General features: G+C 36.2%; 21 protein-coding genes. 8 read left to right on the top strand and 13 right to left on the bottom strand.

Annotated elements, in window-relative coordinates; translation table 11 throughout:
- Nucleotides 1-107: 107 nt before the first annotated feature.
- Together AAGS61_RS20575 and AAGS61_RS20570 are read right to left on the bottom strand one after the other, a co-directional pair.
- Nucleotides 108-1,079 (bottom strand): helix-turn-helix transcriptional regulator, encoded by a 972-nt coding sequence (locus tag AAGS61_RS20575; RefSeq protein WP_391376533.1) that lies wholly within the window; start codon nt 1,077-1,079, stop codon nt 108-110.
- Nucleotides 1,080-1,257: 178 nt separating this feature from the next.
- Complete coding sequence (locus tag AAGS61_RS20570; protein ID WP_391376530.1) at nt 1,258-1,878, bottom strand: TetR/AcrR family transcriptional regulator; 621 nt, start codon at nt 1,876-1,878, stop codon at nt 1,258-1,260.
- Nucleotides 1,879-2,045: 167 nt separating this feature from the next.
- Between AAGS61_RS20570 and AAGS61_RS20565 the strand changes: the two genes are divergently transcribed.
- From AAGS61_RS20565 to AAGS61_RS20550, 4 genes are all read left to right on the top strand, one after another.
- Complete coding sequence (locus AAGS61_RS20565; protein WP_391376528.1) at nt 2,046-3,206, top strand: YhgE/Pip domain-containing protein; 1,161 nt, start codon at nt 2,046-2,048, stop codon at nt 3,204-3,206.
- A gap of 246 nt (nt 3,207-3,452) precedes the next feature.
- Complete coding sequence (locus AAGS61_RS20560; protein ID WP_391376525.1) at nt 3,453-4,373, top strand: DoxX-like family protein; 921 nt, start codon at nt 3,453-3,455, stop codon at nt 4,371-4,373.
- The gene (locus tag AAGS61_RS20555) at nt 4,363-4,971 is read left to right on the top strand and encodes a DUF4166 domain-containing protein (RefSeq protein WP_391376522.1); all 609 of its coding nucleotides are present in this window, start codon (nt 4,363-4,365) and stop codon (nt 4,969-4,971) included. Before AAGS61_RS20560 ends, AAGS61_RS20555 begins: the two co-directional genes overlap by 11 nt.
- The gene (locus tag AAGS61_RS20550; RefSeq protein ID WP_391376519.1) at nt 4,940-6,502 is read left to right on the top strand and encodes a YndJ family protein; all 1,563 of its coding nucleotides are present in this window, start codon (nt 4,940-4,942) and stop codon (nt 6,500-6,502) included. Before AAGS61_RS20555 ends, AAGS61_RS20550 begins: the two co-directional genes overlap by 32 nt.
- Nucleotides 6,503-6,825: 323 nt before the next feature.
- On the opposite strand, the gene AAGS61_RS20545 is transcribed toward AAGS61_RS20550, so the two are convergent.
- On the bottom strand, nt 6,826-7,335 hold the full coding sequence (locus AAGS61_RS20545) for a DUF2179 domain-containing protein (protein WP_391376516.1): 510 nt from the start codon (nt 7,333-7,335) through the stop codon (nt 6,826-6,828).
- Nucleotides 7,336-7,983: 648 nt separating this feature from the next.
- Between AAGS61_RS20545 and AAGS61_RS20540 the strand changes: the two genes are divergently transcribed.
- Together AAGS61_RS20540 and AAGS61_RS20535 are read left to right on the top strand one after the other, a co-directional pair.
- Entirely contained in the window at nt 7,984-8,214 is a 231-nt protein-coding gene (locus AAGS61_RS20540) for a hypothetical protein (RefSeq protein ID WP_391376513.1), read from the top strand.
- Nucleotides 8,215-8,378: 164 nt separating this feature from the next.
- A complete protein-coding gene (locus AAGS61_RS20535; protein WP_391376510.1) occupies nt 8,379-8,714 on the top strand; it encodes a hypothetical protein in 336 nt (111 codons plus the stop codon).
- A 119-nt stretch (nt 8,715-8,833) separates the two neighbouring features.
- Here the strand turns inward: AAGS61_RS20535 and AAGS61_RS20530 are convergent, their stop codons facing one another.
- The 5 genes from AAGS61_RS20530 to AAGS61_RS20510 all read right to left on the bottom strand — a co-directional run bounded on the left by AAGS61_RS20530 (nt 8,834) and on the right by AAGS61_RS20510 (nt 14,774).
- Complete coding sequence (locus AAGS61_RS20530) at nt 8,834-9,829, bottom strand: DUF4179 domain-containing protein (protein ID WP_391376507.1); 996 nt, start codon at nt 9,827-9,829, stop codon at nt 8,834-8,836.
- Nucleotides 9,826-10,392 carry a sigma-70 family RNA polymerase sigma factor gene (locus AAGS61_RS20525; protein WP_391376504.1) on the bottom strand — a complete coding sequence of 189 codons (567 nt, stop codon included), beginning with the start codon at nt 10,390-10,392 and terminating at the stop codon, nt 9,826-9,828. The genes AAGS61_RS20530 and AAGS61_RS20525 overlap by 4 nt, the downstream gene beginning before the upstream one ends.
- Before the next feature lie 343 nt (nt 10,393-10,735).
- The gene (thrS, locus tag AAGS61_RS20520; protein WP_391376501.1) at nt 10,736-12,655 is read right to left on the bottom strand and encodes a threonine--tRNA ligase; all 1,920 of its coding nucleotides are present in this window, start codon (nt 12,653-12,655) and stop codon (nt 10,736-10,738) included.
- A gap of 556 nt (nt 12,656-13,211) precedes the next feature.
- Nucleotides 13,212-13,814, bottom strand: coding sequence for a CPBP family intramembrane glutamic endopeptidase (locus AAGS61_RS20515; RefSeq protein WP_391376499.1), 603 nt, complete (start codon nt 13,812-13,814; stop codon nt 13,212-13,214).
- Nucleotides 13,815-13,958: 144 nt separating this feature from the next.
- On the bottom strand, nt 13,959-14,774 hold the full coding sequence (locus AAGS61_RS20510) for a helix-turn-helix domain-containing protein (protein ID WP_391376496.1): 816 nt from the start codon (nt 14,772-14,774) through the stop codon (nt 13,959-13,961).
- Nucleotides 14,775-14,978: 204 nt separating this feature from the next.
- On the opposite strand from AAGS61_RS20510, the gene AAGS61_RS20505 reads away from it, so the two are divergent.
- Nucleotides 14,979-15,611: a hypothetical protein gene (locus tag AAGS61_RS20505; protein ID WP_391376493.1), complete on the top strand. Its 633-nt coding sequence runs from the start codon at nt 14,979-14,981 to the stop codon at nt 15,609-15,611.
- A gap of 269 nt (nt 15,612-15,880) precedes the next feature.
- On the opposite strand, the gene AAGS61_RS20500 is transcribed toward AAGS61_RS20505, so the two are convergent.
- Both AAGS61_RS20500 and AAGS61_RS20495 read right to left on the bottom strand, forming a co-directional pair.
- Complete coding sequence (locus AAGS61_RS20500) at nt 15,881-16,105, bottom strand: DUF1540 domain-containing protein (protein WP_391376490.1); 225 nt, start codon at nt 16,103-16,105, stop codon at nt 15,881-15,883.
- 215 nt (nt 16,106-16,320) lie between these two features.
- Nucleotides 16,321-16,959, bottom strand: coding sequence for an NAD(P)H-dependent oxidoreductase (locus AAGS61_RS20495; protein WP_391376487.1), 639 nt, complete (start codon nt 16,957-16,959; stop codon nt 16,321-16,323).
- Nucleotides 16,960-17,138: 179 nt separating this feature from the next.
- Here AAGS61_RS20495 and AAGS61_RS20490 point away from each other — a divergent pair, with 179 nt between their 5' ends.
- Nucleotides 17,139-18,554 (top strand): LysM peptidoglycan-binding domain-containing protein, encoded by a 1,416-nt coding sequence (locus AAGS61_RS20490; protein WP_391376484.1) that lies wholly within the window; start codon nt 17,139-17,141, stop codon nt 18,552-18,554.
- Between the two features lie 49 nt (nt 18,555-18,603).
- Here the strand turns inward: AAGS61_RS20490 and AAGS61_RS20485 are convergent, their stop codons facing one another.
- The 3 genes from AAGS61_RS20485 to splB all read right to left on the bottom strand — a co-directional run bounded on the left by AAGS61_RS20485 (nt 18,604) and on the right by splB (nt 23,234).
- Nucleotides 18,604-19,917 carry a GHKL domain-containing protein gene (locus AAGS61_RS20485; protein ID WP_391376481.1) on the bottom strand — a complete coding sequence of 438 codons (1,314 nt, stop codon included), beginning with the start codon at nt 19,915-19,917 and terminating at the stop codon, nt 18,604-18,606.
- 502 nt (nt 19,918-20,419) lie between these two features.
- Nucleotides 20,420-21,736, bottom strand: coding sequence for an ATP-binding protein (locus AAGS61_RS20480; RefSeq protein ID WP_391376478.1), 1,317 nt, complete (start codon nt 21,734-21,736; stop codon nt 20,420-20,422).
- Between the two features lie 469 nt (nt 21,737-22,205).
- Entirely contained in the window at nt 22,206-23,234 is a 1,029-nt protein-coding gene (splB, locus tag AAGS61_RS20475; protein ID WP_391376475.1) for a spore photoproduct lyase, read from the bottom strand.
- Between the last annotated feature and the right edge of the window lie 367 nt (nt 23,235-23,601).

Below are 23,601 nucleotides of genomic sequence, written 5' to 3'. Positions count from 1 at the left end.
ATCATCTCAAGTTGATCTCGTTCATGATTATGGTTTTTCGTCATCATATCTATCACCTCTAGTAGTAAGTGCTAATTTTATTTTCAAGAATATCTTTTAATTTTATTTTATAAAGAAAAAACTTGATGAAATTGTATTAATTCAGATAGCACTTCAATCATTCTTTTCTTAAGGCTTTTTGGCTCAATAATGTGAATAGATTTGCCATACGGTAAAAGCAAATAAGGTACATGTGTATGTATAATCTCTTTTTCAAGAAGGAATACTGCCTGGTTTGCAGTTCGTTTCTGCAAATAATTCCCTAAAAACCAATGCTGGCAAACGTCATTCAGCGTACTTTCGTTTCCATCAATGACTAACTGCATAACCTCTTCCTGATCTTCTATCGTAGGAAGAAGGTTTTTAAAAAAATAATCACGTGCTGAAAAATTTTCTAGTTGGTTAAACTTATTTTCAGTTACCACTACACTTTCCATTCTCTCTACTTTAAAACTACGAATATCATCCCTAAGATGACAAAACCCAATAACATACCACTTATTATCCCAATAAATAATTCTGTATGGATCGACCACTCTATACTCTGATTGCTCTTTGCCCCTTTTGTGGTATCGAATTTTTATAGAATATTCGTTAGCTATTGCCTGTTCCAGCTCCCTCAAAACAGGTTCCAGTGAGATGGGACGAATTCGACTGATGACTTCAAGACTAGTTACATGTTGATTTACCTTTGTTTCTTGCTCTTGGTTTGAATAGTTGCTTAGCTTCGAAATAGCCCGATTTAACGCTTCTCCTCCGTAATATCCAGCTTCTTTTGCAAAAATAGCAGCGTGAAAGAGCGCTGTTTGCTCCTCAAAATCGAAAAAAAGAGGTGCTTCAATAAAATGATTCAATAAAGTATAGCCGCCGTTATGACCTGTATCTGAAACTATAGGTACACCACTTGTCGAAAGTGTATCAATATAACGATATACAGTCCTTATATTCATCTCTAACTTTTCTGAAATTTGTTTAGCAGTAATTTTTTCACCCGAGCTAAGCATCCAGAGAATCGCTAGTACATTGTCCATTTTCGGCATATACAGTCACCTCATTATGAAATTTAATTACATCCTATTACTACGGCGTACTAGAATAAAAGTAGCTACTGATTCATACTAAAAAATCATTTCTCTAATTTTACACGTATAGTCGTCCATCCTCTCATTTAGATAACCCACCTGTAATTACAAACTCCAACTAACCAGTACATACCCATCATTTAGAATCCTGATGAATTGGTAATCCAACTGCTTCTAACGGACCTTTCGTAATAATTTTAATTAAAATAGCAGTTATTTCTTTTGGCGATTGTTTCATGCCTTCATTTAGCCAATGCTGAACCACGCCTAAATGCGCCGAACTAACATAGGTCGTCAAAATATCGATCGGAATAGCAAACTTGGACGTATCCATTTTAGAAATAAAGTGACTCCATAAGTTATCCAACATGACTTGCTTCATTTTTCCGTGGAAAGAAGGGTCGCCATTCGGTCCTAAAATGACACGCATAAACGGTGCATTTTCTTGAAAACACTCAAAAAATCGGACGAAAAGTGGAAAATACATTTCTTCTTTTAATAAAGAACGCAAATCTGATACCGATAGATTCTTCCCAATTTCTCTTAATTTCTCCAGGATTTCATCTTCACATTGCTCTAGTAAATCATATTTATCTTGATAATGCAGATAAAATGTACCCCGATTAATATTTGCTCTTTCTGTCAAGTCTTGCACGGTTATCGCATCAAAGCTCTTTTCCTCGAGTAAAGTTGTAAAGGCTTGCCTAATTTCTTTTTTTGTCTTTACTACTCTACGATCTTGTTTTGAAGCTGCCAAAAAAATCCCCTCTTTTCATATTTTAATGAACAGTTTGTACGACTATGTTGAGAAATGAACAGTGTGCCTTTTATTGTTGATGGTTTTCTTTTATAGATTGAATATAATATACAGTGTGCACATTAATCAACAGTCTGTTTATTATTTAAAAATAAGGAGATGAAATTATGAAGATGAATAAGTTTTTAATCTTGGCACCGATCGTGTCCTTTATCATTCTATTTATTTTTGTTTGTACGCAAATTCCAATCGTTAATCAATCAGCCAAAAACCTGCCAATCGCTATTGTCAATGAAGATATAGGTGTAGGCGAAATCAATATAGGGAATAACATCATTCAGCAATTAACCGCGCAAAATCCAGCAAGTGAAGAATCAATGATTGCGTGGAAGATTGTTAATTTAGAAGAAATGCAGCAAGGAATGGATGATCAAAGCTATTACGGCGCGCTTGTTATTCCCGAGAATTTCAGTGAACACTATACATCGTTACAAACGGCTACCCCGCTATCCCCTGAAATCAATCTGTACGTCAACCAAGGGAAAAATGCTACAGTAGCAACTAACGTCAATCAAGCTTTAAATAGCATCGTTAACGGCATAAATGAAAAAATCAGTAATGAACTACTGGCGACATTCCAAGCTCAAAATGTCTCATTATCAGTGGATCAAGCATTACTTTATACAGCACCTATTACATCTTCCACAACAATGCTTCACCCTACTGGTTCAACGGGAAATGTACCATTATCATTATTCCAACCGATTTGGATGGGCAGCTTGTTCGGCGCGATGTTCCTATGGTTTGCAATGAGAAACCGAACATTTAATAGTAAGATGGAACAACTGAAAGCTAGATTGCTTCAAATCGGTGTTAGTTTCATCATCGGCATTGTCGCCGGCTTCGGATTAACATGGCTAGCTACAAGTATTTTAAATTATGAGTTTCCTAGCTTTACGAATACAGCACTATTTTTATCCATCACATGCACGAGCTTTCTATTACTCATTTTAGCCGTTGTGACATGGATTGGTATGCCTGGAGTCCCGTTATTTGTTTTATTATTATTTTTTGGATTACCGTTACTCCAAATGACACCAGAAGTCATGCCGGTATTTTATAAAGATTGGGTATATCCATGGCTCCCAATGCGCTATATGATCGATGGTTTACGCGAATTATTGTTCTATGATGGCGCCGTGTGGAACGAATCTGCCATCGTACTTAGCTCCATCACCATTGTGAGTGCGATGATCATACTAGCTGTCATTTGGAAACCACGGAAAGAAGAAAGTTTGGTTGAAAATAGTCAGGTAGAGAATGGTTAATTATTAGAAGAGATATCCGATAAGCAATAGCATATCATTATTTAAATACAGACAAAACACTGGAAGCAATCGAAATGAGCTACTTTTCGATTGCTTTTATGCCTTCAAAATTGCGTTTTTTTGTTAACTTCCCCTGAATTTAGAACAAATACAGGGTAATTAATACAAAAAAAGGTATAATTACCATAATAAAAATACTAAAATTCTAATGAATATGTCTACATATTACACAAAGGGGCTGAAGCAATGAAAAAGAACCCGATCTACGTAGAAATCAATATAGATGGTACTATCGATCAAGTTTGGCATTATACACAGCAGCCGCATTTACACGAACAATGGGATTTGCGTTTCACAAAGATTTTCTATAATGAAAAAGAATATGAAGATGCGCCTCAAACATTCACGTATACAACGAAGATTATGCCTGGGATTGCCGTCTCTGGCTGGGGTGAAAGTAAAGGGACACATGAAAAAGAAAGTGGTGTTAAAACCTCTTCCCTCCATTTTGGCACACCACAGCTTATTTCACCTATTAAGGAGGGGCGCGGCTATTGGCAGTATATCCCGAACGGTGAGCGTGTCACGTTTTTAACGCAATATGACTATGACGTCCGATTCGGTATGATAGGCCAATTATTTGATCAGCTATTTCGACCGATGATGGGATGGGCTACAGCTCTTAGCTTTGATGTATTGGCTAGATGGCTCCAAACGGGAGAAGGACCTGCTACACAGTATCGCCGTTTTTTCAGCTATTATTTTATTTGTCTATTATTTTGTTTTGTTTGGCTATACCAAGGACTTGTGCCAAAAGCGATTGGTCAACATCCACTTGAAATTGAGATGCTCATGAACCTTTCCCCACTGTCAGCACAACAAGCGACTACGACCATTTTTGGGATAGGCATTTTCGAAATGTTACTCGGCATATTGTTCCTTATTCCTAAATGGCATAAATATTTGTTGATGACGCAGATTGTACTTTTTCCTATATTGTCAGCTAGTGCGGTGTTCGCAGCACCTCATGTTGCGATAGCGCCGTTCAATGTCATCACATTTAATCTCGCACTTTGGGTACTGTCAATCGTCGCCTGGCTATTAAGAACAGAGTTGCCAACAGCGAGAACTTGTAAACGAAAAAGAGGTGCTCAACGTGATTTATGAAACACTTTTAGCAGACGATTTTCAACGTCTCCACCCGAAGCTGCAAGAAAGGTATCGTCTCCCTTTACAAGAGCCCTTTTATGCGGAAGGTACGATGCATGTGATTCGTTCTGGACCGTCCATTTTACGCCCGATGTATGGATTATTTACGAAAAATCGTTTTTTATTTCCCGAAGACGGTGAAATGATCCCGTTTACGATTGCAAATACATGCCACATGAACAATGAAAACGAAGCAGAAGTTTACTGGGAACGGACTTTTTTCTTTCCAAATGCGGTTCGGAAATTTAATGCGACCATGACTGTCGATTTAGACCGGCAAATCGTAAAGGATTATTTGGGTGATCCGGCATTATTTTATTCAGATTTAAAGTTTGATGTGACGAAGGATAGATTTTTAATGATTCGCTCGGAGCAACAACGAATCGTTGTTGGCCAAAAAGAGCTGCCATTACCTAAAAAATTGATGGGGCGGGTCGTGGTGACAGAAGGCTATGATGATGCACTTGATGTTTATACTATTCATGTATCCATCTTTAATGACTTCATTGGAAGGATGATGATGTATGCTGGACAGTTTACGCCGTGTGCTCCTTAGACCTTTAACTATGATTGGCATCGTTTGCATGATGTCCCTTATCCTTTTCAATGGACCAACCTCTATCTACTATTATTTAACAGTAGCACAGTTATTATTTGTGCCGATTGTCGTAGAGCAGCTAGTGCTATTGAAAGGATGGCAAAAAATCATTATTGCCATTGGACAATTCAGTGTCACCTTACTCTATTTTTCACAGCAGGAAGGCGTCATACTATTGTGCGTCCTCGCTTATTTAATAAGTACCCTTACTATTGCATCGCTTGGTATTAAACGATTTTTAAGACGTGGCTTTGTCAATACGGCTGAAATAATGATTGATATTGGATTCATCTATCTGGTGATGGGTGGGCTATGGTTTCTAGCCTTCCACTTACAAATGGATACAGGCTTCAGTCCCATCATTACTTGGTTAACAGCGATTCATTTTCACTACTCTGCATTTTTACTATGTATTTCAGTTGGATTAATTGGCCGCCTGTACATGACACGCTATTACCGTTTTTGTTGTACTGTCATTGCGGCAGGACCGATGTTAGTGGCGATTGGGATTACATTTTCTAGAATCGTTGAAATATTAGCCGTCAGTTTATATGTCGTAGCGATTTTTAGTATTAGTTATTTGGTGATGACATGGAAGCTACCTAGGTGGCAAGGATTGTTTATCCGCCTCGCCTTTTTAACATTGTGCTTCACCATTATTTGGTCACTCTTATATGCTTTTAGTAATTTAACGGGACTAGTGCTTGCAGACATTCCTACTATGCTGAACTTCCATGGTATATTCAATTGTTTAGGATTTGGCCTCGTCATCGTACTTGCTTGGAGCCTTTCTATTCCGCCAACAAAGCAGCAGGATTATCTGTTCCCTGTTAGTCAAATCCGCGGGAAACTCATTGCTTCTAATGAGCCCCATCCAGGTTTAGTCGATGATATGGCTGATTTCATTGATAAAGAAAAAGTACCTGCTTTAATATGTGATTTTTATGAACAGACAACTCATTTTCACTTAACGGCGTCTGTCCAATGGGCAACATGGTTTAAACCAATGGCATTTATTTATCAATTGATTAGTCGGCGTATGGGTCAACTCAATTTACCGTACTCGTCACAGTCTGCTGTGATGGACGGACAAATATGGAAAGTGAACGCGCTGCTCGATGGTCGTGAAAAACCTCGTGTCTGGCAACGATCCATTCAAGGGCAACCCGTTTTTAATGCTATTTATTCACAGCATCAATATGAGAATCAGCGATATATGAACATCGCCCTGCCACTCCCCTTCTCATCTATGCACGGCATCTTACAGCTTTCTACCAAAAATAATCGCTTGTATTTAACGAGTGATGCACAAGGTGATGCTGGCACTTATTTAGCCATTGGTAAATATATTTTCAAACTACCATTACACGAATATTTTGTAATGCGAGAGGAACAAGATAGACTAATAGCTACACATGATATGACGCTGTTCGGTAAAGCATTTTTACATATCGACTATACGATTCGGCGAAAAGACGACATGTATTAAATACAACAAGAAGCCCTCAGACAGTTCAAACTTCAATTGTACGAACAATTATCATCTACCTAATTTTTTGATTACTTATTTATCTTCCTATATCGATATATATTATCAACTAATATGTACTTTATGAATAGTACGTAGTAAAACCGACAAAATACTTGTCGGTTTTACTACGTAATCATCAAAATAAATATTTTATTTCTTCACATACTATTCCAATAAATAATTAAAACACCAATAAAAAACAGATAGCGCAAACCCTTTTTTCAAAAAAGACTAAATATTACGTAAAATCTAAAAAATAATTTCTTCATTACAATTTATTCTTATTTCAATTTACTTAGTAAAAACCCTCCTTTAAATGAATTTGGTTCGTAAGTGACTACAAATGCGGTAGGTTCATAACTACTTATAATTTCATTTAACTCCTTAACACGGTTTCTCTTAGCTAAAATTTCATATTTATACCTTTGGCTATCTCTTCCTTCACCGACATAAACAGTGACTGCAAACCCCTTTGCTCTAATCACTTCTAAGAAGGCATTATTTCTTGAATTAGTGTTAATCGTTACATACATATACCCAATTGCTAATTTATTTTCAATCCTTGTACCAACAATTAAGCCTAAACCAAACCCTAAAGCATATACAATCATCGCTAATAGACTTTGATCTCCACTAAATACTAAAGACAATCCAAAGACATAAATCAACACTTCAAAGAAGCCTATTATCGATGCAAATACAGGTAAATTTTTTACTAGAAAAATTGTTCTTAAAGTTAGCAATGGTACATACACAAGTTGCAAAAATAATATCAATATAATATTTTGCATTTAATACCTTCCCCCTTTAAATATTTAATAGTATAGTACGAATATACAGTACCCACTTTCCATTCGCAAACACCAAAAATCTAATTAAATAGAATATTCAGTTTTCAATACACACTTTATGTCTAATTCATATAAAGATATATATTGTTTTTTTCATACATAATCTAGTTTATTCCTATAAACCCTTATCAATACTATTTTTTACCCTTCCTAATTTTACAAACAAAATTCTCTCTTTGAATCATGTTATCAAAAAAATTGGCCAAAAAGGTCTTTTTTTCCTAAAACAAAGGAAACAAACGTTCTTTTCGAAAGGTATTTCCATGCAACAATCTTTACCAAACCGTTTCATTGTATGATCGATGTGAAAAATATTTATGCGAGTTGTTTAGCTCTGCTTGAGGGTTTAGACGTTATGAAAGTGCCTGCTGCTGTTATTGATAACTTTAAACAACTAGAATGTGTTGTGCTCGCGGCATACACCTAATGAAAGAGCGATTTGATATTAAAACAGAAGCAGAAGATCAGTGCCATTTAGGTGGATAGGTGCTGCACCACAAAAGTGAGAATCAAAAATCCACTCTTGCTGTCAAAGTGACGGATACAAAATGTCAGTATACGAGCCAGATGTTTTAAAAGGAGGAGCAAATGAAAAGTTCTGATGCTCAGTTGAAAAATCGTGGAAAGATTACAATGGAAGATTTGCAACACTACAATAATCATACTAAAATAGAACTCTTGAAAATGATGCAATCCAAAGAAGCATACAAAAGAACTATCGCTGTAAAATTATTAGCAGAGAAACATGAGTTAAGCGATGAGTTAACTCATTTGTTTCTTTATACACTCACACAAGAAAAAAACTTTATACAAAAATAGAATTATGTCATGCACTCTCAAAAGGGAACGTTACATCCGCGAAAGTTATGGTCGACTATTTAGGGAAGATCGGCACTAACCAACATAACGTATTACCTACTCATGGCTTCCATAAAAATAGCTATCCTTTGCCTAGGGACATTATTGCCAGAACTTTGGCCCATATGGATGAAGAAATTCTACCCATATTAATAGCTGTACTAAAAACAGACAATCTCCTTGCAATAAGAGAAGTGATTGATGCAATAGGATTTATTTGTTTTTACCATAAACTACATGACGATTATCCAATAATCGATGCACTGATGTTATGTTTAAAGGACCATGGCAATGATGACATTACCCGCTGGAAATTGGTGAGATCATTTGAAAGCTTTAACGACAGTAATGTGATTAACACGCTTATGAGGATTGAACAACATGATAAGCAACCCATTATAAGAAATGAAGCCCATAGATCGCTAAGGATGATAACTAACCGTATGAAAAGTGGAAAATGACTTATTCAAGAAGAGAAGTCATTTTTGCGAAACTTTAGCAGGATTATTGGTGAACTATCAATACAGCCAGTCCACTATCATTTCAATTGATAGTGGATTGGCAAAGCTATTTTAATCTATTAATAACCTTCATCTAAATCAAGTTCGATTATTTCATTAGTAAGAATGTATTCTTCGGAGCGATCTTCCTTTGCAACTACTGGTATAATTTTAATTTTATCACCTTCTAACGCCGCGAAACGATTATAGTTTTCAAAGTGAAATTGTTGCGCCATTGTCTCTTGTATTACTTCTCCACGGTCGTTCTCTATTTTAAAATAGACATTATCATGAATATTGCTCATTTTATAAACTAATTTTGAAGAAACAGGTGTTAAAACCAATTCCTCTATTTCAATATATTGACCATTTTCTAAAGTAAAGCTATGATGAATCGGGATTTTTTTTGAATTAGCAATTAAGTTCTCTCCAGAAGCGTTAAATTTAAACGACCATTTCCCCTTTAACATTTTGTCAGAATCGCTTCTTTCTAAATCATTAAATACGATGCGAATCGCTTTTTCTTTTTGTAAATCAATCTGTCCAATATCTGCAGTCCAAAAGTAATTAATGTATGATTCAGTTATTTCTCGTGGGCCACCACCACCACCCATTTCTATTTTTTGACCGTCAATATATACATCAATATGCGAAAACCAATTATAAGCTAAATCATCCCCTTTTAAATTTGTATGGAATGTACTACTTATAAGAAGTTGCCCCTCATCTAAAATAACCTCATTTAAAGTGACTTTTACACCGTTATCTTCAACGGAATCGCCAATAATTGTTTTAAAATCCGTAAGTGCGCCGTCTCGTGAATAAACGAAAGCTTCTAATTTTTCTCCAACAATCGGGATATTCGCTAATGCAAAATTAGAGTTCACAGCAATAATTGAAACAAGGGCAAATGAGGCAACTGCTGAAAATGTTTTGACTGGAATCGAACGACGTCTATTTAATTTCTTTTTTATTCTTTTCTTAATAGTTTTTTTTTCAATAGTTGTTAAGGGGTGTTCTTCGAATTCTTCAAAATTGATTTTTTCGTCATTCAACTTTTCAAATAATTCTTTCAAGTAGATTCCTCCTTTTCATTTAACTTATTTTTAAATACTGTACGTAATTTTTTACGCCCACGAGATAACCGATTATAAAGAACCGATCTATGTATACCCTGAGCATGTGAAAGTTCCTCAATACTTTTTTGTTCACCATAATGTTGGATAAATAATAATTGATCCTCTTTTTTTAAAGATGAAAGCAGCTGTTCCGTTTGACTGCTTAACATATTGTCCATTACTTGTGCTTCCACACTCTGAAAATCGACGAGCATATGATCTTCAAATTCTTGTTGAAGAAGAAATTTTTTATATTGTCGTTGATAATCAATCGATTTGTGCTTAGCAATAGCAGCAATCCAGTTTTTGAGGGAATTTTTATTTTCGTCATAATACATAATGTTATTCCAAATTAATAAAAGTACGTCGTCTAAGCACTCGTCTTGAATCATTTCTAAGCTTCCTAAATATTTCTTAATGATGGCCTTAATAGTTCCGCCGTATTGCTCCACTATATAAAATAACGCTTTTTCATTTTTCACTATAAGTTGTTCCACTACATTTTTTTCTGTAATTCTCATTTTCCACCTCCACTCTAAGGACCCTATACTCTTATTACGTTTACAAGCAGATGATTTCTATCAAAAAACTCATTTTTTATAAATATACATCAAGATGTCCTTCAATGAAGCTCAGTGTCTCAACAAGATAGTCATTTTTAACACATTTTGAATCTCCTTTTCTCGGCATACAAAATCCCCTTTAAGTAAAATGTTATCTACAGCGGACTGTAGGTTTTTTAACATTGTCTACTTAAAGGGGCTAATATTAAATAGAAGAAACTCCAAATCTAATTATTAAATTCGAAACGCTAATACCAATCAAAATAAATAACCATAAAATAATTATTTGATTGCTTTCAGATTACAACGGTAATTGTTTTTCTAGAATCTCTCGTTGTATCTGTTCAACAAACGCCTCGATAGATAATGTTTTTAATCCATCTTGTTTATACGCTCGTACAGTGACAGTTCCGTTCTGCTGTTCTTGATCGCCAAGTACAAGAATATACGGTGTCTTTTGCATTTGTGCATCTCGAATTTTACGACCAAGTTTTTCATTACGCTTATCGATTGAAACACGAATGTTTGCTTTGCGTAATTCACTCGCAACCTTTTCTACATAGGCAGTATGCACATCTGAAACGCTAATAATTTGAACTTGCTTTGGCGCCAACCATAGTGGAAAAGCACCACCAAAATGCTCGATTAAAATGCCTAGAAAGCGATCAATTGAACCGAAAACGGCTCGGTGAATCACGACTGGTCGTACTTTCTCATTATCCTCATTAATATATGTTAAATCAAATTTCTCTGGCAGTTGGAAATCTAGTTGTACTGTTGCACATTGATGGCTACGTTTAATGGCATCTCGAATATGAATATCAATCTTTGGTCCGTAAAATGCTCCGTCTCCTTCATTCACTTTATATTCAAACCCTAAACGCTTTAACACATTTTCTAACGCTTCCTCAGCTCTATTCCATAGCTCAAGTTCCCCCATATAATCTTTGGGGCGAGTAGACAGTTCGATTTCATATTCAAAACCAAATACTTTATATACATGGTCAATAATTTGTAAGGCTAATGCGATTTCGTCCTCAATTTGCTCCGGTGTCACAAAAATATGGGCATCGTCCTGACAAAATGTACGGACACGAAGCAACCCATTTAATGCACCACTAAACTCATGACGGTGTACTTGACCAAACTCGGCCATACGAATCGGTAAATCGCGATACGAATGCAAATCATTTTTATAAATCAGCATATGGCCTGGACAATTCATCGGCTTTAACGCAAACTTCTGTTCATCTACTTGTGTGAAATACATATTTTCTTTGTAGTGCTGCCAATGACCTGATTTTTCCCATAAGCGCTGGTTCATCATAAGTGGCGTACGAACTTCTTTGTAATCATAGCTTGCTTGTAAGTTACGAAGAAAGCTTTCCAGTTCATTACGAATCATTTGACCATTTGCTAAATAAAACGGCATACCTGGTGCTTCTTCAGAAAACATAAATAATTCAAGCTCTTTTCCTAACTTACGATGATTACGCTTTTCAGCCTCCTCAAGGAACACAAAATATTCCTCCATAGCCTCTTTCGTAGCAAAGGCAACACCATAAATACGTTGAAGCATTTGGTTATTACTATCTCCACGCCAGTAAGCACCTGAAATATTCATTAATTTAAAGTGCTGTAACTTGTTTGTAGATGGTGCATGCGGCCCTCTACATAAATCCTTAAATTCACCTTGTTCATAAATCGTTATTGATTCATCACAAGCAATCGCCTCTAGTAATTCCAGCTTTAATACATCATGTGCAAATAATTGCTTCGCTTCTTCTCGGGATACTTCTTTGCGGATAATTACAAAATTCTCGTTTACAATCGTCTTCATTTCTCGTTCAATCAATGGTAAATCTTCCGGCACTAATGTATGGGCCATCTCTATATCATAGTAAAATCCGTTTTCGACTACTGGACCAACTCCAAATTTTGCCTCTGGATATAAACGTTTCACCGCTTGGGCTAATAAATGGGCTGTTGAATGACGAAGCACCTCTAACCCCTGATCTGATGTTGCATCATAAAGAGAAATTTCAGCATCCACTAGAATTGGTCGCGTCAAATCGGTTGTTGTCGTATTTACGCTACCTACAATTGATTTTTTCGCTAAGCTTGGGCTAATTGCTTTTGCAATTTCGGTTAGCGTAACACCTTTGGCAAAACGTTTCTTTTCGCCATTTGGAAATTGAATTGTTACTTCTTGATTTGACATAATACCTCTCCTTTTCTTTTTTAGTAAATAAAAAAACACATATTCGTCCACAAAAGGACGAGTATGTGTTTGAATACCCGTGGTTCCACCCAAATTCCTACTTATGCTTTCCATCAGTAGCTCATTGATACAGATAACGCCTGTACACGTCACTAGTTTCCTAGCACAGCTCCAAGGGAGTAAATCAATTCGTCCAATCAGGAAACTTTCAGCCGGTGATTTCCCTCTCTATCGATCTTCACAAAAACGATTCATATCCTCTTCATTGCTTTTTAAATTGAAATTAGTATTTAATCTAAACGAACAACTAAATATTGTCAATATTCTTTTTTGTAAAATAGAAAATAATTCAATTATAAAGTTATTAAAGTGCGGATCACACTTTGAATTTATTCTAAATAAAAGGAATAGTTTAAGACTTAAAATTGACTAGAAATCTATTAAATCACCTTTTTATAAACAAATTCACAGTTCCCTATTAATATTTGAGTAGGTTAGATTCATGAGGTTATGTTTATTGAATGAATTACCTAATTTACTCAAGCAAGGGGTTATTTTAAGATTTGATGCCGATTGTTCCATCTCGAATTTTTTTCACACTCCAATAATTATTCAGGAAGTGTATGATAATGGGTGCCCACAAGCTGTTAGTCATCGTAAAAGCTACCCCCGTTATAATTCCTAACCAAAAGGTATGAAATAATAAAAACGGCTGTCCTTTATATTGATCTGAAATGTGCACTAGCATAAAAAGAAAGGCAGTCATAATCACTCCCCAAAATGGATTGAACATCTCTACCATAAGAGGCTGGATCACGCCTCTGAACAAAAGCTCTTCTAATATAGAAGGAAGCAGAACAATACCGATTAAACTTAATTTTTGATTGTTTGCCAGTTGCACAATGACGTTTGACCCTTTTGTGTTAGGGAAATAGCCTTTCCCTGCTTTTATTACAATAAACGTATAAAGACTAACAGCAAAGAAACCAACTAAACCAACGATTAAGCTAAATACGCCCTCTTGTAATGAAAAGAGTTGAGTAATTGAGACAAATATATTTTTTGAAGACGTTATATTTAATAAGACAATTCCTATTACCGCAAAAATAATATTTCCGACAACTAATTGAAGAAAAATCTCTTTATCGCTCTGTTTCATACATCCTCCAACATTATATAGTATCGTAACTTTTGAGTGACTATATCATTATTCAAACATTTTCCAACACGCTATAAGTTTATCAAACCGACGTTTGTTTTACCATAATTTTTCCAATAACTTTACTAAAGTGAAATCCCCCCTCTATTGCTCACGTTCTGTTAACCAATCATAAAACACCACTTGCGGTCGCGTTTGTGGCTGTATTCGTTTGGGTGGGCAGATTGGACGAAAACAGCGTTTCTCATAAGCGCCCTTGAAAACCGCTCGAAGTGTTGTTGTAATCGTAAGCATTCCCGATTCTACATCACGAATGATGCCCATTAATGCATCCCGTGCCAGGATAAACTCGTGTCTATTGTTCACACTGCTAGCTAATATCGCTCTATGTAGACCATCCTTTAACTCGTCTTTTAGTGGCAGTATTATGAGTAAGTGATAGAGTGTTTGCTGGAATTCATTCATATAAACAGTTCGGTGCGCCATTTCACTTTGTAATTCTTTATATATAGTATAGATAGAGCTTGTTTTTGAAAGATTAAAAGAAAAAGATGATTGATTCTCAGAAGTTGCCATCTCATCCGCTTGGTTACTTGCTTCCGCTCTTGCTACCCGTTCGGACATTTCTAATGAGACAATAGGTAAAATTCGATAAATATTGGCCCCTTTAATACCATTTAACTTTGTTGTGGCTACCTTTTCAATCATGCCTAGTTCGCTAAGTTTTTTCACTGCACGATAAACCGTTTTTGTACTTAACTTTAAGCTTTTCGCAATCGTCTCTGCCTTTAAATGAGCCACACCTGGATAAGCAAGTGCATGGGACGCAATTTTATACACAATAGCCCGTTCTGCCTCTGTCAAAATTGCTTCATGTTTAGCAAGCTGTTTCGCTACATGTTCATCCATCTCTGTTACGGATGAAAATGTCACGTACCCACGTAAATACTCAAATGCCATAATAGTCCACTCCCCTTTTACTAACTACTATCGAAATGAAGAAAAGAAAAAGGGACAAACTTTTCCATAAAATAAACAAACCGTTCAAAAATCCCTCACATGTCTACTCCATTCTCCACCCGTTTCATTGCGCTTCCATTACTGCCACTTTATAATTGATAGAGAATGATAGAATGAAAATATGTAAGAACAGGAAGTTAACACATGACAAGAAAAAAAATACTTACTTTAGCATCGCTTATTTTAGTAGTCATTGTCGCAGGGATTTTAACACTAACAACGACTGCTTCAAAAAAAGAACAAGAGGCGATCGACACATTAAACGAAATGTATAACGAAGACTTTACAGTAGCACAATCGACAGCCGCGAAAAATCCATTTAGCAATGATCTGAAAGTGACCGTTCAGTCCTTAAATACTCGCGCGATTTATGATTTTGAAGTAAAGGACGGAGAAATTTTCGGAGAATACTATGCTGAAAATGTCAATATTGAGCTAAACAAATTAATTGAACAACGCATCAACGGATTAGCTATGACGAATGCACATTTAACAGGTGTAACAGAGGCGATCTCTTATGCAAATGCACCTATCGAAAAGCTCGATATTAAACTGATTACAAACGAAGCGGTAACAGAGGAAAAAGCACAGGAAATCGCTAGCCTTCTTCAAACCGATCTTGGTGATGTAGCGATCCAGTTAGATGCATTAGTAGTCGAAGATGAGAACGACTTTAACGGTGTAACCGAAGAAATCCAAACTTACTTCCAATTAAGTACCATTACATTAGATAGCTTTGAAAACTTAGATTATGAACTTCAAACATTTTCCTTTTAATGCATAGGGACGTCTCCTTCCTCTATTGGCAAAACATGCTTGTTTTAATGGAGTGGGTTTTTAGGGCATCTTGATAATAGAAAAGTAGGTGTCCAGAAAGTAAAAACTTTCTGGACACCCCTTTATTCCTTAATAATGATCCATTAAGCAATATTGCTCCTGTGGTGGTCACATCAAAATGCCACCATCCTCGTCGCAAAGGGTCCGTCTCAAAATGTCTTTTTAGACGGCTCCTTTGCAAAATGTGTGCTATTCGTTCATTTACCCGCTTATTTCCCTTTTGGTTTGAACGTCTTACAGCACGTATCAGAAGAATGGCTTGCCTCTTCCGTAATTTTGCGGAAGTCAAAATCAGCAGCAAACTCTGTATTTGCTTTGTTCTTATAATCGGGATGGTGATCCATATCAACGGTGATTTTTTCGGCTCCACAAATATTTCCTTTGGCATGGAATACACAATTCGATACAGTACAGTTTACTTGAACAGTTGGCATAATGCTTCTCCTCCTTGGATGTGATACTTGAAGAAATATACAAAAGGGGCATATGGACTCCTTTTTCGTACTCTTCATCATGTATCTTGCCCACTTGGAGGAGTTTTTATTTTCTTTTATCATAACTTTTTTGCACTTTTGTACCAAAAATGGTATCTATTTTAGTATATTACAAAAGCAGCTGTGACAGCTGCTTTCAACAATTCACTATCCGACTACATTTCCATTAATGCGGCTACTTTATGGGCTGCAGCCTTTACTTTTTCAATTCCAGCAGCAACAATTGCATTTGCTTCCTGTGGATTTGCATGATGCCCCTCAATAATTACTTCATCGATTAAAGCCATGCCAAAAATGTTCACTACTACATTTCGTACATAATTCACAGCCATTTCCATTGATACTTTTTCTGGGGTAGAGTATATACCGCCACGTGCATTTAATATTATAGATTTTTTGTCCGTTAATAATTGAACTAGCTTCCCTTCTGAGTTATATTTAAAGCCAAAGTTAACGGCATATGTGTAATCAAAAAATGTGTGTAGTGGCGCTGGAATCGTTAAATTCCATAACGGAAAGGCAAATACGACAACATCGGCCTCTTTAATCGCTTGCTGTGCTTTTTGCTGTGCTGTGATTAAACGTGCCTCTAATTCCGTTAATTCTTCATTATGTTCTAATTTACCGTAAGCATTATATATATCTTGGCCAAAATAAGGCATATCTTCTTTAAATACATCAAATGTTGTCATATGGATGTTTTCTTTTTCTTCTAATTGTTGGATAAACACTTCATACATTCGTGTTGAAACGCCATCTGGACGATTATTTGCTTTTACGACTAGTACATTCATCATAATCCTCTTTCCTTCATTAGTTTTCCGCACTCAACATTATTATGTGCCATTTCTGTAAATCCAATCTTCTACTTAGAAAAGAGGCGCTAATACACATAGCAAAAAGCAATATTTTTTCTTATCTTGTATGAACAAGCATATGATGCAGTAACATATTAATCAAAAGGAGCTGTACATTGATCATTCATGTTGTTCGTAAAGGCGAGTCACTTTGGGCATTAGCGAATCGTTACAACATCCATGTAGATGCCATCCAGCAAATCAATCAACTACCAAATCCAAACCACCTATTGATTGGCCAATCGATTCTGATTCCTGTACCTGGATCTATGCATACGGTGAAGCAAGGAGAAACGTTATCGATGATTGCACAGCGGTACGGCGTTTCGGTTGATGCGATTACCCTCACAAACGAACTGCCAAATCCAGATGTTCTCTATCCCGGTATGCGATTGTATATTCCACCTATCATCCACGTCATTCAACCTGGGGAAACACTATGGCAAATCGCCAAACTGTATGGTATTTCTACTCAAATGATTATTGACGCCAATCAAATTCAAAATCCAAATATCATTTATGCTGGCGTACAATTAATTATCCCAAGAGCAAAGCCAACGATTGAGGTAAATGCCTATACGTATCAAAGTGATGAAGCTGGCGCTAAATCTATCAATACACTCAGCCCTTTATTCACATACGTCAGTCCATTTGCTTATATGGTGAAAGAAGATGGAACATTAGAGCCATTTGATGATGACTTAATGCTAGCCGCAGCAAAGGATTATAGTGTCGTACCGATGATGTCTATTACAAACTTCACTTCAACGGAAGCTGGATCTAATTTAGCGCATATCGTTTTAGCTAGTCCTGATTTGCGAGAAAAATTAATAACCAATATTCTTCAAGTGATGGATGAAAAAGGCTATAAAGGGATCAACGTTGATTTTGAAAATGTACTCCCAGAGGATCGTGAACATTATAATGCCTTTCTTCAATTGGCTGTAGACCGACTTCATCCAAAGGACTATTTTGTTTCCACTGCCGTTGCGCCAAAAACAAGCTCCGCACAGCAAGGTCTTTTATATGAAGCACATGACTACGAGGGGCATGGCAAGATTGTTGATTTTGTTGTCTTAATGACTTATGAATGGGGTTGGAGAGGCGGACCACCGACAGCAATCTCACCTATCAATCAAATGAGAAATGTTGTCGAATATGCCTTATCTGTTATACCAGCGGATAAACTCTTTTTAGGTTTTCAAATTTACGCAAGAGATTGGAAAGTACCACACACGAAAGGACAAGAAGCCGAAACAATTAGTGCCCAAGAAGCCATTCGACGTGCAAATCAATATAGTGTCACCATTCAATACGATACAACCGCGCAATCCCCATTTTTCCGTTACGTAGATGAACAAGGTCAGCAGCATGAGGTATGGTTTGAAGACGCCAGAAGTGCACAAGCGAAATTTGATTTAGTGAAAGAATATAACTTACAAGGCATCAGCTACTGGGTATTAGGCTATCCCTTCCCTCAAAACTGGGTGCTGCTAGACGATCACTTTCTCATTCGAAAATTAACGTATTGAGCTCACTAGAAAAAGGGCGTCTAAGAACTCTCAGACGCCCCACTTACACTTATTTTAAAGGAATTTCTACAATAGCGGTTGTCTCTAAAGGACCTGTTGATTCAATCGAAATATGACCGTCATATTTATGGACAATTTCCTTTACGATAAATAACCCTTGTCCTCTTTCCTTTCCTTGCTGTTCTTTTTTTGTCGTATAACCCTGGTGAAAAATGCGTTCCCAATCAACAATGTTAGGTCCGGTATTCATAATTTTGAATATATAATGCGTGTCATTTGCTTCACAAATAACCGCTATTTTACGCTCATGCTCCGGTAATTCTAGCGTTGCATCCATCGCATTATCAATTAAATTGGACAATATTTTAATCAAATCTGTTGTTTTCAGTTGATCAAAGGCATGATGAAAAGCCGTAATATCCATCTCAATCTGATGATTTTGCGCAGCTAATTTTTTCGTTTGCAATAAGATGGAAAGACCCGGATGATCGATATTGAGTTTAATCGATTCAATTGCTTGCGCTTCTTTATATAAAGCGTTTACATATTTTTCCGCTTCATCCACAGCCTCAATTTGTAAAAGCCCATGCATCACCTGAATATGATTTGTAAAATCATGTCTTAAAGAAGAAACAGAAGCAATTAATGTTTTAATTTCGTTTTGATACGTATCTTCTGTATAGCCTACTTCTGTCGCCACTTCTTTTTGATACCATCTTTGTAACAGCCAAAAGGAAGTAATGACAATGAAGATGAAAATACTATTGATAAAAAGAAGAAATAAATTATTTTCGATTGCTACTAGCTTAATTTCATTCATTGTTTCTGCACTAATATCGATACCTAAATAGCCGATTACTTGTCCATCTTTATTTTTAATCGGTGCCCCTACGGATAAATATGTACTATCATAGTTGAAATCTTCTATCAGCTTAGTAACATAGGACTTTTCTTTATAATAAGCAATAGCCACCTGTTCTTCAGGTACAGTACAAACTTCTCCTATCGCAACCTTATCTACTACCTCTTTCGGTCCACCGACAATCATGGATTTCGATACTTTAGGATTATCAATCTCAAGTGTATACACATATAGAGCGCCTATTTTTTCCCTTGCATCATTTAAATAATTTCTAATTGCCCAATAATGTTCATTGCGCACAGGGTTATTTAAAAATTGTTCGTATGTATCAATATCCATCGCTGAAGCAATAGACTGTGCCGCTGTTAAACTTTGATTGGCAATCGACTCTTCAACAATGACCTCTGTCCTTAACGTTGTAATATACAAACTGGTACTAATAAAAACTAATAATAAAACAACGGCTAAAATAAAAATCCGCTTTATTTTATGTCTCTTCATAAAAAGTTGTACATCCTTATATGTATATTCAAAACCTCTTTATAACGAACTATTAGACTATAGTAAGTGCGTAATTACAGAACGTTAAAAAAATAAAAACACGACCCCTAAGCCCTATAAATAAACATTCTTCATTAAATCGTTAGTGAGTAAGTTACATTATTATTATTCTATCATATTATTAACAAGTATAAAAATATTCCTATCATACAAGTAGAGATTACTTATAAAAAAACATTCATTTTAATGTTTCAATAAAGCAGATTTTCAAGCACTTTAAGGAGCGCTAAGTTAGAGGGAATGTGTGGAATATTGGAATAGACATTGTGGATACGGTTTACGATTTTACTGCGCGGCTTGCAATAGAGGAATGCTTTTTTAGGGGAATTGTTAGAAACACCACTTAAAATGTTGGTGGCATTACTGCAGTCCGTTTATGGTTAGGTTAAAGAAAATTTGTAAAAAAAATTAGGGGCTATCTAAATCCGATGCCCCTTCATGCTTATTTTAAAGGAATTTCTACAATAGCGGTTGTCTCTAAAGGATTTGTTGATTCAATCGAAATATGACCGTCATATTTATGGACAATTTCCTTTACAATAAACAATCCTTGTCCTCTCTCCTTTCCTTGCTGTTCTTTTTTTGTCGTATAGCCCTGGTGAAAAATCCGTTCCTTATCGACAATGTTAGGCCCGGTATTGATAATTTTAAATATATAATGCGTGTCATTCGCTTCACAAATAACCGCTATTTTACGCTCATGCTCGAGTAACTCTAGTGTTGCATCCATCGCATTATCAATTAAATTGGACAATATTTTAATCAAATCTGTTGTCTTCAGTTGATCGAAGGAATGGTGAGCGGTCGTAATATCCATATCAATCTGATGATTTTGTGCAGCTAATTTTTTCGTTTGCAATAAGATGGATAGACCCGGATGATCAATATTGAGTTTAATCGATTCAATTGCCTGCGCTTCTTTATATAAAGCGTTTACATATTTCTCCGCCTCATCCACAGCCCCGATTTTTAAAAGCCCATGCATCACTTGAATATGATTTGTAAAATCATGTCTTAAGGAAGAAACAGAGGCAATTAATGCTCTAATTTCATTTTGATATGTATCTTCTGTATAGCCTACTTCTGTCGCTACTTCTTTTTGGTACCAACTTTGTAAAAGTAAAAAGGAAGCAATCACACCTAAAGTAAATACGACATTGAGTTCGAAAATTTTCACATTATTTTCTTGAACCGTATTTTGAATACTCTCGATTGTCTCTGCGCTTATATCGATTCCCAAATAACCAATAATCTGCCCCTTTTCCCCTTTAATTGGTACGCCAACCGTTAAATAAGTACCATACCGATCATCCTCAATGATATCTGTCACAAATGGTTTCCCTTCAAAGTAAGCCACCTTTACTTGCGCTTCCGGTACACTACAAACATCACCAATTGGAAAATTGTCTTTGCCCCCTTTACTTGGAGGATGCCCTACTATCAATGATGTGGCTACTTTTGGATTATCCACTTCCATTGTATACACATACAAAGCTCCTGTTTTTTCCCTCGCGTCATTTAAATAACTTCGAATCTTCCAATACTGCTCCGTGCGCGTACGGTTACTTAAAAACTGTTCATATGTATCAATATCCATTGCTGAAGCAATCGATTTCGCTGCCGTTAGATTTTGATTTACAATGGACTCTTGCACTGTCATCTTCGTCCTTAAAGATGTGGAATACAAACTTATACTAATAAAAACTAATAATAAAACAGCGGCTAAAATAAAAATCAACCTTATTTTATGTCTCTTCATAAAAATTGTACACCCTTATCTCTATATTCAAATCCCCTTTATATCATACAATTAAACTATGAAAATTCACCTAATTCAGGACTTTTGCAAAATATTTTGGGTATATAAATTAGAACATCTAATACTAAATGCTATAGACCCGATAAGATACCTTTCACCTAATCTGTTCTTCATCCACCTCACTAAGTACTACAAACTCTCCTCAGATTAACTTATTCGTGAATAAATATGTTGTCATTATTCTATCATAATATCAACAAGTATAAATATACTCCTGTCATACAAGCAGAGAGCACTTGTAAAAAACATTCATTTTAATGTTTAAATAAACAATTTATCCCTAACTTGATATATTTTACTCCCGTTAAATACGGTAAAAATGTCTCAGAAAGCATTGCAATTAAAAAGGGGCTAATCCACAAATACGTATGTTTAGCCCCTGTTTGATTGATAACAGGCTAGAAACTATTCAAGTAAAGTATTCAAACTTCGCATTTGGAAAGAATTTTTGCATATACTCCGTTAAATATTTTTTTATGTCTTCTTCTTCGTCTTTTTGATAAATGTATTTACCGATACCGTATTTCCCCCATTTATATCGTCTTGTCGATTCATCTAACGTTAGTTTCGTCTTCGGATAGTTTTTTTCGATGACCTTTTTAGCAGGTTTCGTAAATCGGTGCTGGATGAATTCAAACGTAATATCATCCCGAGCGTCTTGTGGTAACTCTGCATCCAAGCGCTCAAACATATGATAGTACCCCTCTTTCCAACCTTCGTGTAAGTAAATCGGGGCGACGATAAACCCAAGTGGATACCCCGCTCTCGCGACTTTTCCAGCTGCCTCAATTCGCTTCGCTAATGGCGAAGTACCTGGCTCAAAGTGTTTAATGACATAATCGGCATTGATGCTAAATCGAAATCGCGTATGCCCATTATGCTTCGCGTCAAGTAGGTGATCGACATGGTGAAATTTCGTCACAAACCGTAATCTTCCGTGTTCCGTTTGACCAAAATGTTCAATTGCTCTTTTTAGTGTATGTGTTAAATGGTCAATGCCCACAATATCAGATGTACAAGAAGCCTCAAATCGCGTAATGTCCGGTGCACGTTCTGCTATATACGCATCCGCCGCTGCCAAAATCTCCTCCACATTCACATATGTACGGATATAAGGCTTGCTTCCCATCGTCGTTTGTAAATAGCAATAATGACAATGCCCCATACAGCCGGTCGCAAATGGGATCGCATATTCCGCAGATGGCTTCGATGTATCGAACTTCAGCGTCTTTCGAATGCCCACCACAAGTGTCGATTTGGCCATCCGATACTGTTGAAATTCATTGTCTCCCGGCAGGTTTCGCACCTGGTTATGAGAGGTCGTGTAGCGAATCTCAACACCTAGCTGTTCAAATTTTTCTTTCAGCTCTCTTCCTAACGGATACTCCAGCGCTTTCGGTTCAAAATAAACAAGCTGAGGGATAAACGGTTTATTCATATTGTTTCTCCTCTGTAATACGTATTGCTTGTGTATATTGAGTCGACATACTGCCCATATTGATTTCCTTTCACACAGCATCACCTTCCTCTATGTCAATACTTTTAGGTTGGCTTGTGAAGAGGAATTTATAACTCGGTGCGTACTCCTAAAAATGCCAGATTCAATTGAAAAGCTTGTGCTACGGTAAAAGTGAATATTTCTTTATATTAAAAAAAAGTTCCTCTATCTTACTTAAGAGAAATCAAAAACATACTAACATTAGTAGTACAAACCACGGCCATGGTTTGTGCTACTATTTTTTTATAGTAGAAGTGAAGGAAAGCCGAACAGCCCCTGGGATCATTTAAGAATCCGTATTAAAAAC

Origin of the sequence: Lysinibacillus sp. KU-BSD001 (genome assembly GCF_042920265.1) — a bacterium.
In the GTDB taxonomy this organism is placed as follows: Bacteria; Bacillota; Bacilli; order Bacillales_A; family Planococcaceae; genus Lysinibacillus_B.
This window is presented reverse-complemented; position numbering and strand designations above follow the sequence as displayed.

Bases quoted from the DNA above. Each gene is read 5' to 3' on its own strand.
- thrS (WP_391376501.1), bottom strand. From the start codon at position 12,655: ATGTCAAATCAAGAAGTAACAATTCAATTTCCAAATGGCGAAAAGAAA.
- splB (WP_391376475.1), bottom strand. From the start codon at position 23,234: ATGAATAAACCGTTTATCCCTCAGCTTGTTTATTTTGAACCGAAAGCG.
- AAGS61_RS20565 (WP_391376528.1), top strand. From the start codon at position 2,046: ATGAAGATGAATAAGTTTTTAATCTTGGCACCGATCGTGTCCTTTATC.
- AAGS61_RS20545 (WP_391376516.1), bottom strand. From the start codon at position 7,335: ATGCAAAATATTATATTGATATTATTTTTGCAACTTGTGTATGTACCA.
- AAGS61_RS20550 (WP_391376519.1), top strand. From the start codon at position 4,940: ATGCTGGACAGTTTACGCCGTGTGCTCCTTAGACCTTTAACTATGATT.
- AAGS61_RS20500 (WP_391376490.1), bottom strand. From the start codon at position 16,105: ATGCCAACTGTTCAAGTAAACTGTACTGTATCGAATTGTGTATTCCAT.
- AAGS61_RS20575 (WP_391376533.1), bottom strand. From the start codon at position 1,079: ATGCCGAAAATGGACAATGTACTAGCGATTCTCTGGATGCTTAGCTCG.
- AAGS61_RS20525 (WP_391376504.1), bottom strand. From the start codon at position 10,392: ATGAGAATTACAGAAAAAAATGTAGTGGAACAACTTATAGTGAAAAAT.
- AAGS61_RS20535 (WP_391376510.1), top strand. From the start codon at position 8,379: ATGGATGAAGAAATTCTACCCATATTAATAGCTGTACTAAAAACAGAC.
- AAGS61_RS20515 (WP_391376499.1), bottom strand. From the start codon at position 13,814: ATGAAACAGAGCGATAAAGAGATTTTTCTTCAATTAGTTGTCGGAAAT.
- AAGS61_RS20510 (WP_391376496.1), bottom strand. From the start codon at position 14,774: ATGGCATTTGAGTATTTACGTGGGTACGTGACATTTTCATCCGTAACA.
- AAGS61_RS20560 (WP_391376525.1), top strand. From the start codon at position 3,453: ATGAAAAAGAACCCGATCTACGTAGAAATCAATATAGATGGTACTATC.
- AAGS61_RS20540 (WP_391376513.1), top strand. From the start codon at position 7,984: ATGAAAAGTTCTGATGCTCAGTTGAAAAATCGTGGAAAGATTACAATG.
- AAGS61_RS20485 (WP_391376481.1), bottom strand. From the start codon at position 19,917: ATGAAGAGACATAAAATAAAGCGGATTTTTATTTTAGCCGTTGTTTTA.
- AAGS61_RS20480 (WP_391376478.1), bottom strand. From the start codon at position 21,736: ATGAAGAGACATAAAATAAGGTTGATTTTTATTTTAGCCGCTGTTTTA.
- AAGS61_RS20495 (WP_391376487.1), bottom strand. From the start codon at position 16,959: ATGAATGTACTAGTCGTAAAAGCAAATAATCGTCCAGATGGCGTTTCA.
- AAGS61_RS20505 (WP_391376493.1), top strand. From the start codon at position 14,979: ATGACAAGAAAAAAAATACTTACTTTAGCATCGCTTATTTTAGTAGTC.